General features: G+C 62.2%; 10 protein-coding genes, 2 tRNA genes and 1 pseudogene. 5 read left to right on the top strand and 8 right to left on the bottom strand.

Going from position 1 to position 12,387, the window contains the following annotated elements; genetic code table 11:
• Positions 1 to 60: 60 nt before the first annotated feature.
• Positions 61 to 136, bottom strand: a tRNA-Gly gene (locus APH44_RS12725).
• Positions 137 to 138: 2 nt separating this feature from the next.
• Positions 139 to 214 (bottom strand) — tRNA-Glu (locus APH44_RS12720).
• Between the two features lie 337 nt (positions 215 to 551).
• Between APH44_RS12720 and APH44_RS12715 the strand changes: the two genes are divergently transcribed.
• Positions 552 to 1,319: a hypothetical protein gene (locus APH44_RS12715; protein WP_054893050.1), complete on the top strand. Its 768-nt coding sequence runs from the start codon at positions 552 to 554 to the stop codon at positions 1,317 to 1,319.
• A gap of 51 nt (positions 1,320 to 1,370) precedes the next feature.
• On the opposite strand, the gene APH44_RS12710 is transcribed toward APH44_RS12715, so the two are convergent.
• Together APH44_RS12710 and APH44_RS12705 are read right to left on the bottom strand one after the other, a co-directional pair.
• Positions 1,371 to 1,853: a GAF domain-containing protein gene (locus APH44_RS12710; RefSeq protein ID WP_054893049.1), complete on the bottom strand. Its 483-nt coding sequence runs from the start codon at positions 1,851 to 1,853 to the stop codon at positions 1,371 to 1,373.
• Positions 1,850 to 2,740, bottom strand: a complete 891-nt coding sequence (locus tag APH44_RS12705; protein ID WP_054893048.1) for an ATP-binding protein — start codon at positions 2,738 to 2,740, stop codon at positions 1,850 to 1,852. The genes APH44_RS12710 and APH44_RS12705 overlap by 4 nt, the downstream gene beginning before the upstream one ends.
• A gap of 225 nt (positions 2,741 to 2,965) precedes the next feature.
• On the opposite strand from APH44_RS12705, the gene APH44_RS12700 reads away from it, so the two are divergent.
• Complete coding sequence (locus tag APH44_RS12700; RefSeq protein ID WP_054893047.1) at positions 2,966 to 5,278, top strand: response regulator; 2,313 nt, start codon at positions 2,966 to 2,968, stop codon at positions 5,276 to 5,278.
• Here the strand turns inward: APH44_RS12700 and APH44_RS12695 are convergent.
• Together APH44_RS12695 and msrB are read right to left on the bottom strand one after the other, a co-directional pair.
• Complete coding sequence (locus APH44_RS12695) at positions 5,268 to 5,756, bottom strand: glutathione peroxidase (protein ID WP_054893046.1); 489 nt, start codon at positions 5,754 to 5,756, stop codon at positions 5,268 to 5,270. The genes APH44_RS12700 and APH44_RS12695 overlap by 11 nt on opposite strands.
• A 12-nt stretch (positions 5,757 to 5,768) precedes the next feature.
• Complete coding sequence (gene msrB, locus APH44_RS12690) at positions 5,769 to 6,164, bottom strand: peptide-methionine (R)-S-oxide reductase MsrB (RefSeq protein ID WP_054893045.1); 396 nt, start codon at positions 6,162 to 6,164, stop codon at positions 5,769 to 5,771.
• A gap of 168 nt (positions 6,165 to 6,332) precedes the next feature.
• Here msrB and APH44_RS12685 point away from each other — a divergent pair, with 168 nt between their 5' ends.
• Both APH44_RS12685 and htpX read left to right on the top strand, forming a co-directional pair.
• Positions 6,333 to 7,544 carry a pyridoxal phosphate-dependent aminotransferase gene (locus tag APH44_RS12685; protein ID WP_054893044.1) on the top strand — a complete coding sequence of 404 codons (1,212 nt, stop codon included), beginning with the start codon at positions 6,333 to 6,335 and terminating at the stop codon, positions 7,542 to 7,544.
• 227 nt (positions 7,545 to 7,771) lie between these two features.
• Positions 7,772 to 8,659 (top strand): protease HtpX, encoded by an 888-nt coding sequence (gene htpX, locus APH44_RS12680; RefSeq protein WP_054893043.1) that lies wholly within the window; start codon positions 7,772 to 7,774, stop codon positions 8,657 to 8,659.
• 74 nt (positions 8,660 to 8,733) lie between these two features.
• Here the strand turns inward: htpX and APH44_RS12675 are convergent, their stop codons facing one another.
• Positions 8,734 to 9,381, bottom strand: coding sequence for a thiopurine S-methyltransferase (locus APH44_RS12675; RefSeq protein ID WP_054893042.1), 648 nt, complete (start codon positions 9,379 to 9,381; stop codon positions 8,734 to 8,736).
• A gap of 102 nt (positions 9,382 to 9,483) precedes the next feature.
• On the opposite strand from APH44_RS12675, the gene APH44_RS12670 reads away from it, so the two are divergent.
• The gene (locus tag APH44_RS12670) at positions 9,484 to 10,251 is read left to right on the top strand and encodes a class III extradiol ring-cleavage dioxygenase (protein ID WP_054893041.1); all 768 of its coding nucleotides are present in this window, start codon (positions 9,484 to 9,486) and stop codon (positions 10,249 to 10,251) included.
• 68 nt (positions 10,252 to 10,319) lie between these two features.
• Here APH44_RS12670 and APH44_RS12665 read toward each other — a convergent pair.
• Positions 10,320 to 12,033, bottom strand: a pseudogene (locus APH44_RS12665) (DEAD/DEAH box helicase).
• Positions 12,034 to 12,387: the final 354 nt, after the last annotated feature.

Raw genomic sequence — 12,387 nt, 5'->3', positions numbered from 1 at the left:
GTGAATGGCCTGAACCTTTCACTGCCGCTGCACCGTCAATGGACGCCACAGTTCTAAAACTGGAGCGGGAAACGAGACTCGAACTCGCGACCCCGACCTTGGCAAGGTCGTGCTCTACCAACTGAGCTATTCCCGCATTGGCGTCCCCTAGGGGACTCGAACCCCTGTTACCGCCGTGAAAGGGCGGTGTCCTAGGCCACTAGACGAAGGGGACACACTACAACTTCACTGCCTGCTGCGTTTGGCTGTGTGCTTTACGCTGCAAGTGGCGCGCATTCTATGGATGCCTCGACAAGCCGTCAACCCCTTTGTGGAAATTTATTTAAATCAACGACTTCCGCCCCTGTACATAGGTCGCGCATGATTCGCCCGGGGATTGGCGTTGCTTTTCTGACGCCAGCCCGGCAAGCTCGCATCAAAGTGCCAGCACTGTAGATTTTTGGCCTTGAGCCGACACCCATGGGTAGAGCCTGTCCGCCAGGCTGTACTGTTCGCCCCCTGGCGAACTCACTACACTCAATGATGCAAAACTTCTTCATGAGGCGTTAACGGTGACACCACTTCTGATCACCCTGCTCATCGTGGCGGGTATCGCGTTGCTGATCGTGATCGGCTACCTTAACAATGTCGTGGAAAACGCCAAGCTCGAGCGCGCGCGCCTTAAAGTCGAGCTGACCGAACGCCTGCGCCGCTGCGGCGAGATCACCGAAACCTTCCCCGGCCAACTGATGACCCCGGCGCTCAAGCTGCTGCTGACCCGCCTGGAGCTGAACCTCAATCAGCGCCTGCTGGCGCTGGACAAGCACAACGGCGATTTCAAGGCGCGCATCGTCGAACTCGAAGGGTTGATTGCCAAGGGCGACAAGTTGCCGGTCAACAACCCGCCGAGCCCGATTCAGACCGAGGTCAAGGCCAAGGACGTGCGCTTCCTGCTCGAGTCGCTGCACAACCAGATCGTGCGCGCTACCCAGGAAAACTTCCTGCAGTCCAACGAAGGCAAGTACTGGGTCAGGGAAATTCGCCACATCCTGGTATTACTGCACATCGAATTCTTCAATAACCTGGGCCAGCAGGCGTTGCAGCAGAATCAACCTGGCCATGCGCGCCTGGCGTTCGAACGCGGCGTGCAGTACCTGCGCAAACAACCGGAACCGAAACAATATGAAGAGCAGCTGACCTACCTGGAAAAACTACTCGCTCGCGCCAACGCGCAAGTACTGGACCAGATGGAGCCGGCCGAAAATGACCAGAACGCGCTGACCCAGGGTCTGAAAACCGATGAAGACGAGACGTGGAAAAAGCGGGTGATCTACGACTGATCCACAACCGTTGAAAACAAGAAGGGCCGCAAAAGCGGCCCTTCTTGTTTTTCAGCAGTCGCTCAACGCCAGGAAGATCGACGCCAGGCGTTCCAGCCCTCGCTGATCGGCCTCACTGAAACGCGCAAGGCTCGGGCTGTCCAGGTCGAGCACGCCAATCAGCCTGCCCTCCTTTACCAGCGGAATCACCAGCTCGCTGTTGGATGCGCTGTCACAGGCGATGTGCCCAGGGAAGGCATGCACATCCTCCACTCGCTGGGTCTGCAGGGTGGCTGCTGCCGCACCACACACACCCTTGCCGAATGCGATGCGCACGCACGCCACCTGCCCCTGGAACGGCCCGAGCACCAGTTCCTCGTTGCGGTTGAGGTAGAAACCCGCCCAATTCAGGTCTTCCACCTGGTGGTAGAGAAATGCCGAGAACTGCGCGGCGTTGGCGATGAAATCACGCTCGTCGGCGAACAGCGCCTGCACTTGCGCAGCCAGCAGGTCGTAGCCATCGAGGCCTTTGCCACTGGCGTTGAGGTCGATCATTGGTTCTGCTCCAGCAATTGCAGTCCAACCCAGTAGCGGGCGAACTGGTAGGCACAACGGCCATTACGGTTGCCACGGCCGGTGGCCCAGCGCGCAGCGAGGATGTCGAGTTCTTCAGTACGCTGCCAGACCAGCCCGGCCGGGCGCGCCAGTTGGCCGATCCAGTGCTCGACCACGTTGAGGAAATGCTCCTGGGTGAACGGGTAGAACGACAACCACAAGCCAAAACGGTCGGACAGGGCGATCTTGTCTTCCACCGCTTCGTTGGGGTGCAGTTCGCCGTCGATCATCTTCCAGTTTTCATTGTCGCTCTGCTTCTCGGGCACCAGGTGACGGCGGTTCGAGGTGGCATAGAGCAGGACGTTGTCCGGCGCCTGTTCGAGCGAACCATCGAGCACACTCTTGAGCACCCGGTAATCGCCCTCTCCCGCCTCGAACGAAAGGTCGTCGCAGAACAGGATGAAGCGTTGCTCGAGCTTTTGCAGTTGCTCGACCACCCGCGGCAAGTCGGCCAGATGATCGCGCTCGATCTCGATCAGGCGCAGGCCCTGCCCGGCATGTTCGGCCAGCAGCGCACGTACCAGCGACGACTTGCCGGTGCCCCGCGAGCCCCACAGCAGGGCGTGGTTGGCGGGCATGCCATTGATGAACTGATGGGTGTTGCGGCCCAGTTGCTCACGCTGCTGATCGACCCCGATCAGGTCCGAGAGCCGGATGTCGAGGCTGACTTCCAATGGCATGAGGTAGCCGCTGCGGCCATCACGCTGCCAGCGCGCAGCGAGGGTCGACGACCAGTCGATCTGCGGGCGGGGCGCCGGCAGCAGTGGTTCGAGGCGCGTCAGTATGGATTCAGCGTGTTCCAGGAATGCAATGAGGCGGGTGTCCATGAAGGTTTCCTTAATCAAGACCGATTCAGGAGCCGAGGCGCAGCCATTGCGCGACGACACTGCCCCTACAGAGCCAACAGGGGTTGTGGGAGCGAGCTCGTCTCGCGATGGCCGCGCACCGGCCCATTGATTGGATCGCTCGAAACAACAGACAGACCCGCCAGCAGCCGGGGCTGATCGGCTATGCTTGCGCAGCGCAAGGGGCGTTGAACCGGCTCGGGAACCATGGATATCAAGTTCACCAATCGCCTGTCATACAAGCAAGCCCGGTTGACAGTCCTGGTCGGCTTCATCCTGGGAACATTGCTCAGTCTCATCCAGATCGGCATCGATTATGCCAGCGAAGACGCGTCCATCAACCGCGAAGTGCAGGCATTGCTGCAAATAAGCCATGACCCGGCCTCGCGCATCGCCTATAACATCGACGCGGAGCTGGCCCAGGAGCTCACCGGCGGGCTGCTGCAATCGCCAGCGATCATCCGCGCACGCCTGATCGACAACAACGATACGGTGCTGGCCGACGTCCATCGCCCGCGCCAGGAAGACAGCTACCGGCCGCTCAGCGACTTCCTGTTCGGCGAGCAGCGCCAGTTCAAGGATCGCCTGTTCCTCGCCCACATGCCCGACGATTACCTCGGCACCCTGTACCTGGATGTCGACACCTATGCCTTCGGCAGCCGCTTTCTCGACCGAGCCGGCATCACCCTGCTCAACGGCTTCGCCCGCAGCCTGGTGCTGACCGGCATTCTCCTGGGGTTGTTCTACATCATGCTGACCAAACCCCTGGTCACCGTCATCGGCGCCCTGAGCGGCAGCGACCCACGCCAGCCCGGCCAGACGCGTCTGGACTACCCCAACGGTCATGAACACGACGAGATCGGGGTACTGGTGAAGGTCGCCAACCAGCAATTCGTCAGCATGGCCACCGAGATCCAGCAGCGGCGCAACGCTGAAAACCGCCTCACCCAGTACCTCAACGAACTGGAAGACATCGTTTCGGCCCGCACCGAAGAACTCAAGGCCAGCAACAGCCGGCTGAGCCAGTCCAACGAGGAACTGGAGGAAGCCCGCCGCCGCGCCCTGGACATGGCCCAGGCGCGCGCCGCCTTCCTGGCCAACATGAGCCACGAGATCCGCACACCGCTCAACGGCATGCTCGGCATGATCGCCCTGGCCCTGGACAGCGGGCTGAACGCCGAGCAACGCCAGCAGCTGTCGATCGCCCACGACTCAGGCAAGGTGCTGGTCGAGCTGCTCAACGATATCCTCGACCTGTCCAAGTTCGATGCCGGGCAACTGGAGCTCGAACGCATCCCTTTCGACATGGGGGCAATGGTCGAGGACACCGCCAACCTGCTGTCGCAGAACGCCGCGCCCAGTGTGGAACTGACCTGCCTGATCGCTCCGGACTTTCCCAGCTCCGTGCTCGGCGACCCCACCCGGGTACGCCAGATCGTCAGCAACCTGCTGTCCAATGCGCTCAAGTTCACCCGCTTCGGGCGTGTCGACCTTCGTCTTTCGAGCATCGTTGGCGGCGTACGCCTGGAAGTGTGCGACACCGGTATCGGAATCCCGGAGGAAGCCCAGGTGCGCATCTTCCAGCCCTTCACCCAGGCTGGCGCAGGCATCACCCGCCAGTATGGCGGCACCGGCCTGGGCTTGGCCCTGACCCGTAACCTGTGCAAGGCCATGCACGGGCATCTGCATATCAACTCGCAAACCGGCTTCGGCAGCCGCTTCAGCGCCGATCTTCCGCTGCCCACGCACACCGAAGCAGTCCCGCCTGCGCCGCTTAAGGGTCAGGTGGTGGCACTGAGCAACGCCTCCAGCGGTCTGGCTGAACTGTTGCATGGCCTGCTGCCAAGCTGGGGGCTGGATTATCAGCGACGCGACGATGCCAGTGGGCTCGACGGCATGGCCATCGACCTGCTCATCACCGACGACACCGAGCACCTGTTCGAACTGCGCCCCGGTGTCAACGCACCGATCCTGCTGGTCACGGCCTATGGCAACTTCCTGCCCGCAGAGCAGACCGCGCAATTGGCCCCTTTGCACCAGCAGGCTCGCCCGCTGGCGCGCAATGCCCTGTACCAGATGCTGCGCCGCACCCTGCAAGGCGAAAACGCTACACCCGCACCCTCCGAGGTCGGCCGCCTGCTGGAGCGACGCGCACAGATCCTTCTGGTGGAAGACAACCCCGTGAACCAGTTGGTAGCCAAGGGCATGCTCGCCAAGCTCGGCTGCCAGGTGCAGGTGGCCGCCCATGGTGCCGAAGCGCTGGAGATCCTCGAGCGCGAAGGCTTCGACATGGTGCTGATGGACTGCAACATGCCGGTGATGGATGGCTACGAGGCCAGCCGGCGCATCCGCCAGAGCGGGCGCTGGCCCGACCTGCCGATCGTCGCCCTGACCGCCAACGCCATGCCCGAAGAGCGCGAACGCTGTCGCGCCGCGGGCATGAACGACTACCTGGCCAAGCCGTTCCGGCGCGAAGAATTACTCGCCCTGATCGACCATTGGGTGCCGGTCAGCGGCTGAGCAGACGCTCGATATCGGCTTCCAGCGCCTGTGGCTTGGTGGTCGGTGCGTAGCGCGTGACCTTGCCACTGGACGGGTCGACCAGGAACTTGGTGAAGTTCCACTTGATCTTCTGCGTCCCCAGCAGGCCGGGCGCACGCTTCTTCAGCTCGGCGAACAGCGGGTGGGCGCCGGGGCCGTTCACCTCGATCTTGCGAAACAGCGGGAAACTCACGCCAAAGTTGAGTTCACAGAACTGCGAGATTTCCAACGCATCGCCCGGTTCCTGCTTGCCGAACTGATTACACGGAAAGCCCAGTACCACCAGGCCCTGCGCGGCATGGTCCTGCCACAGTTTCTCAAGCCCCTTGTACTGTGGTGTGAAACCGCACTGACTGGCGGTATTGACCACCAGCAGCGCCTTGCCGGCGAAGTCGCCGAGTTTTGTCTGCTCCCCCTTGAGGGTGACGCAGGGAATGTCCAGCAACGCATCGGCCATGTCGATCTCCCTTCACGCTTGCGGTTTGAAATCCAGGCATACCGAGTTGATGCAGTAGCGCAGCCCTGTCGGTGGCGGGCCGTCCGGGAACACGTGGCCCAGGTGCGCATCGCACTGGGCGCAGGTGACTTCGGTGCGGATCATGCCGTGGGAGGTGTCGCGGATCTCGATCATCGCACTGTCCTCGATCGGCGCGTAGAAGCTCGGCCAGCCGCAACCGGAGTCGAACTTGGTCTGCGCATCGAACAACGGCAGGCCACAGCAGATGCAGTTATAGATGCCGGCGCGCTTTTCGCTGTTGTATTTGCCTGTGAACGGTCGTTCGGTCCCCTTCAGGCGGCATACCTGGTATTGAGCGGGATCGAGCATCTCGCGCCATTCTTCAAGTGTTTTGTCGATCTTTTGCATGGATGGACCTCGGCAGGCTGAATTTCACCCTGCGCCGTCTTTTCCCTGGCGCGGGTGGCACGTATATTAGTTGGCTTGTGTGCAGACGATCAGTCTGGCACCCGCGCCCCGTCCTTTTCAAACCTTTTGACGACCGCGCCCCGCGACTTATCCATTCGGGATCACATCATGCAGTTCAGCAAATCGAACAAGCTCGCCAATGTCTGCTACGACATTCGCGGTCCGGTGCTCAAGCACGCCAAGCGTCTGGAAGAGGAAGGCCAGCGCATCCTCAAGCTGAACATCGGCAACCCGGCGCCCTTTGGTTTCGAGGCGCCGGACGAAATCCTCCAGGACGTGATCCGCAACCTGCCGACCGCCCAGGGCTACAGCGACTCCAAAGGCCTGTTCAGCGCGCGCAAGGCGGTGATGCAATACTGCCAGCAGAAGCAGATCGAAGGCGTCGGTATCGAGGACATCTACCTGGGCAACGGGGTGTCCGAGCTGATCGTGATGTCGATGCAGGCGCTGCTCAACAACAATGACGAGGTGCTGATCCCGGCCCCCGACTACCCACTGTGGACCGCAGCGGTGAGCCTGGCCGGCGGCAAACCCGTGCACTACCTGTGCGACGAGCAGGCCGACTGGTTCCCCGACCTTGACGATATCAAGGCCAAGATCACCCCGAACACCAAGGCCCTGGTGATCATCAACCCGAACAACCCGACCGGCGCGGTGTACTCCAGGGAACTGTTGCTCGGCATGCTGGAACTGGCCCGCCAGCACAACCTGGTGGTGTTCTCCGACGAGATCTACGACAAGATCCTCTACGACGAAGCCGTGCACATCAGCACCGCCTCGCTCGCCCCGGACGTGCTGTGCCTGACCTTCAACGGCCTGTCGAAGTCCTATCGGGTCGCAGGCTTCCGCTCCGGCTGGCTGATCATCTCCGGGCCCAAGCACCACGCGCAGAGCTATATCGAAGGCATCGACATGCTGGCCAACATGCGCCTGTGTGCCAACGTGCCGGCGCAGCACGCCATCCAGACCGCCCTGGGTGGCTACCAGAGCATCAACGACCTGGTATTGCCGCCGGGCCGCCTGCTCGAACAGCGCAACCGCACCTACGAGTTGCTCAACGCCATCCCCGGCGTCAGCTGTGTCAAGCCTATGGGCGCCTTGTACGCCTTCCCGAAAATCGACCCGAAGGTCTGCCCGATCCACAACGACGAGAAGTTCGTCCTCGACCTGCTGCTGTCAGAGAAACTGCTGATCGTCCAGGGCACCGCCTTCAACTGGCCGTGGCCGGACCACTTCCGCGTCGTCACCCTGCCGCGAGTGGATGACCTGGAGCAAGCCATCGGCCGCATCGGCAACTTCCTGCGCACCTACTCGCAGTAAGCGATCAAGGCCTTGTCGTGCCAACCGGCCGTGTTGGCACGACGTCCTCCGCCCCACGGATGAATTCTTACATCCTGCAACGGTCTATCTCCCGGCGACTCGCCGCGGCTCTGTCATACTTCGCGGTACACAGTTTGAAATAGTCGGCCAGTTGAATCGCCTCGGCCGCCACCTTATATACCCCGCAGTAGAGCGACATTTTCATCCGTCAGGAGAACGTAACAACCATGATGCGCATTCTGTTGTTTGTAGCCACCAACCTTGCGGTGGTGCTGGTTGCAAGCATTACCCTCAGCCTGTTCGGTTTCAACGGGTTCATGGCCGCCAACGGCGTCGACCTGGACCTGAGCCGCCTGCTGGTCTTCTGCGCCGTGTTCGGGTTTGCTGGCTCGCTGGTTTCGCTGTTCATCTCCAAGTGGATGGCGAAGATGACCACCGGCACCCAGATCATCACCCAGCCGCGCACCCACCACGAACAGTGGCTGCTGCAGACGGTCGAGGAGCTGTCCCGCGAGGCGGGCATCAAGATGCCGGAAGTGGGCGTGTTCCCCGCCTACGAGGCGAACGCCTTCGCCACAGGCTGGAACCGCAACGACGCACTGGTCGCCGTTTCGCAGGGCCTGCTCGAGCGCTTCTCGCGGGACGAAGTACGTGCGGTACTGGCCCATGAGATCGGCCACGTCGCCAACGGCGACATGGTCACCCTGGCACTGGTCCAGGGCGTGGTGAACACCTTCGTGATGTTCTTCGCACGTATCATCGGCAACTTCGTCGACAAGGTGATCTTCAAGAACGAAGAAGGTCAGGGCATCGCCTATTACGTCGCGACCATCGTCGCCGAACTGATCCTGGGCATTTTGGCCAGCATCATCGTCATGTGGTTCTCGCGCCGCCGCGAGTACCGCGCCGACGAAGCCGGGGCTCGCCTGGCAGGCACTGGCGCGATGATCGCTGCCCTGCAGCGCCTGCGCTCGGAACAAGGTATGCCGGTGCACATGCCAGATACGTTGAAGGCCTTCGGCATCAACGGCGGCCTCAAGCAGGGCCTCGCCGGCCTGCTGATGAGCCACCCGCCGCTGGAAGACCGTATCGATGCACTGCGTCGTCGCGGTTGATTCAACGCGGCAAATGGAAAGGGCGACTCAGGTCGCCCTTTTCTTTGCTCGTATTCTGGCCAGAAGAAGGCCGATCATCGCTGCAACCGATAGACCCGCTCCATCAGGCTGCCGACTCCCGCCTTCTGGAATTTGGGGCTGTCCTCGATGATATCCGGCGCCTCCAACTCGGCCACTTCTTGCCATCCAGCAAATCCGCGCCGGACTTCGTCATCCGGCACCGAGAACGGCGGCCCATCCAGACGCGACTGATCGTAATCCAAGGTAACCATCAGCCCCTGGCAAGCAGCCGGCAGGCAGGCAGAAAGCACCTCAAAGTAACGGGTACGCAGCGCCTGCGGTAGTGCAATCACCGCAGCGCGGTCATAGAGCCCCGCGCACTGTGCCAGATCTTCCGCCTGCAAGGCGAAGAAGTCACCACACCACAGCTCCACCAGGCCGCTGCGCCAAATCTCGAAGGCGCCATGGCGGGACACCTCGGCCTCAAGGCTGTGCTCCCGGAAGAAATCCGCCACCGCACGTTGCGACATTTCCACCCCTAGCACGCGATACCCCTGCCCCGCCAACCAGGCGACGTCCAGGCTCTTGCCGCACAAGGGCACCAGCACCTGGCTGCCGGGGGCCAGCATGGGCCAGTGTGCCTGCAGGTACGGGTTCACCTGCGACTGGTGAAAGCCGATCTGGTTGTCCGCCCACCGCTTGTGCCAGAACGCTGGCTCCATGACTCCTCCAATTTTTTCGATAGATAACTTGCAAAACTTATATTGGATGTCGATCGGTAACTGATCGAAGATGGCGGCATCTTAACCGCTCAGGACCCCGCCATGCTGCCTAGCCTGTTCATTTCCCATGGTTCGCCTATGCTCGCCCTGCAACCCGGCGCCAGTGGACCGGCACTGGCCCGCCTGGCGGCAGGCCTGCCGCGGCCGAAGGCGATCGTGGTGGTTTCCGCGCACTGGGAGAGCCAGGGACTGTCGGTGATGAGTGGCGCCCAGCCCCAGACCTGGCACGACTTCGGCGGCTTCCCTGCTGCGCTATACGCCGTGCAGTATCCGGCCCCTGGCGCCCCCGAGCTGGCACGCCAGGTAGCAGGTTTGCTCGGTGACGCCGGGCTGCCCGCCCAGCTCGATGCACAACGCCCCTTCGACCACGGCACCTGGGTGCCACTGTCGCTCATGTACCCGGATGCTGGCATCCCGGTAATCCAGGTTTCGCTGCCCAGCCGCCAGGGTCCAGCCCTGCAGTTGCAGGTTGGCAAGGCCCTGGCCGGCTTGCGCGCCCAGGGCATACTGCTGGTCGGCTCCGGCAGCATTACCCACAACCTGGGCGAACTGGACTGGCATGCCGGGCCAGACGCCATCGAGCCCTGGGCACGCGCGTTCCGCGACTGGGTGGTCGAGCAATTGAAGGCAGAGGATACGGCCACGCTGGAAGACTATCGGCAGCAGGCACCTTACGCGGTGCGCAACCACCCGAGCGATGAGCACCTGCTGCCCTTGTTCTTTGCCATGGGCGCAGGCGACAGGTTCGGGATCGTGCACCAGGGCTTCACGATGGGAGCATTGGGAATGGATATCTACAGGTTCGACTGATTCCACACCCGCCAATCGGCAGGCAAAAAAATCCCCGGCAAGCCGGGGATTTTTCATTGCTGCAGGACTCAGTCCTCGCGATAGCGGCGCAGCTTCAGTTGCTTGCCGGCCACGCGGGTGTCCTTGAGCTTGGACAGCAGACGCTCCAGGCCCTCTTCCGGCAGCTCGACCAGGCTGAAGCTGTCGCGCACCTGGATGCGACCGATAGCGTCACGGGCCAGGCCGCCTTCATTGAGAATCGCACCCAACAGGTTCTTGGCGGCGATACCATCACGGGCACCCAGGGCGGTACGGCAACGCACGCGGCCTTCGGCCAGCGGCATCGGCGCGCGACGCTCGCGGTCACCGCGCTCGCTGCGCTCACCACGATCACTGCGCTCGCCGGTGCGCTCACGCGGCGTGTAGGTCGGCACCAGCGGTTGCTCGCGCTCGACGGCAGCCAGGTCCAGCGGCTGGCCATTGGTGGCCTTGCGCAGCAACGCGGCAGACAGCGCGCGAGCCGAGCAGCCCAGGTCGGCGGTCAGGCGGTCGAACAGCTCACCATGGGTGGCCTCAGCTTCAGCCACCAGCGGTGCGAGGCTTGCGGTCAGCTTCTTGATACGCGCATCCAGCACGGCCTGTGGGCCAGGCAGACGAGCCTCGGCAACCTTCTGCCCGGTAACACGCTCGATCACCTGCAGCATGCGACGCTCACGCGGCGTCACCAGCAGCAGTGCGCGGCCATCGCGACCAGCACGACCGGTACGGCCGATACGGTGTACGTAGGATTCCGGATCGTATGGCATGTCCACGTTGAACACGTGGGTGATGCGCGGTACGTCCAGGCCACGGGCAGCGACGTCGGTAGCGACGACGATGTCCAGGCGACCGTCCTTGAGCGAGTCGATGACGCGCTCACGCTGGTTCTGGGCGATATCGCCGTTCAGCGCGGCAGCCTTGTAGCCCTTCGCTTCCAGCGCGGCGGCCAGGTCCAGGGTGGCTTGCTTGGTACGCACGAAGGCGATCAGCGCGTCGAATTCCTCGACTTCCAGCAGACGCAGCACAGCCGGGATCTTCTGGTCGGCGTGGACCATCAGGTGGGCCTGCTCGATCGCGGTGACGGTCTGGGTCTTGCTCTGGATCTTGACGTGCTTGGGCTCGCGCAGGTGACGCTCGGCGATCGAACGGATCGACGACGGCAGGGTCGCGGAGAACAGCACGGTCTGGCGGGTGGCAGGGATGGCGTCGAAGATCACTTCGAGGTCGTCCATGAAGCCCAGCTTGAGCATTTCGTCGGCTTCGTCGAGTACCAGGTACTGAACGGTGGACAGCACCTTCTCGTCACGACGCAGGTGGTCGCACAGACGGCCAGGCGTGGCGACGACGATCTGCGCACCGTTACGGATGGCACGCAGTTGTGGGCCCATCGGGGCACCACCGTACACAGCCACCACGTTAACGCCCGGCATCTGCTTGGCGTAGGTTTCGAAAGCGGTGGCTACTTGCAGCGCCAACTCACGGGTTGGCGCCAGGATCAGGGCTTGCGGTTCGCGCTTGCTCACGTCGATCTTGTTGAGGATCGGCAGGGCGAAGGCAGCGGTCTTGCCGGTGCCAGTCTGCGCCTGGCCGATCATGTCATGACCGGCGAGGATGATCGGGATCGACTGTTGCTGGATGGCCGACGGCTCTTCATAGCCGGTGGCCAGAACGGCGGCAACGATGTTCGGATGAAGATCGAGAGCGGCGAATCCGCCGGTTTCCTGGGTCATGGGTCTGCCTCTATGTGCATCCGCAAAGACCCATGCTCCAAAGCTGCACATGCCTTGAAAGACCCGGAGGTCACCCAGGCAGCTTTGGCGGCGGGGATTTGCGAAAACGATTGAAAAAGAATTACGTGGGAAAGGTCCGCCTAGCGGACGTGCAGCCGAAGCTGGACTCGGAGGGTTTGCACCACCTGATTTTGAGGTCCGCTAAAAGACCGGCGCGTACTATATACGAATTTGCGTTGATCTGTGAGAACTTTTTCACAGGTAGTGGCCATTATAAGGCCATCATTTAATCGAAAACTGAAACGTTTTTTCACGAGCGGCGGCGACTGCTTCGCGGGTAAACCCGCTCCCACAGGGTCGGCGCCACGCTCAAGGGCAGCGCTGCCCC

The organism is Pseudomonas sp. NBRC 111143 (genome assembly GCF_001320965.1).
Taxonomy (GTDB): Bacteria; Pseudomonadota; Gammaproteobacteria; order Pseudomonadales; family Pseudomonadaceae; genus Aquipseudomonas; species Aquipseudomonas machongensis.
The sequence above is the reverse complement of the archived record's forward strand: the minus strand, read 5'-3'. Positions and strand labels throughout refer to the sequence as shown.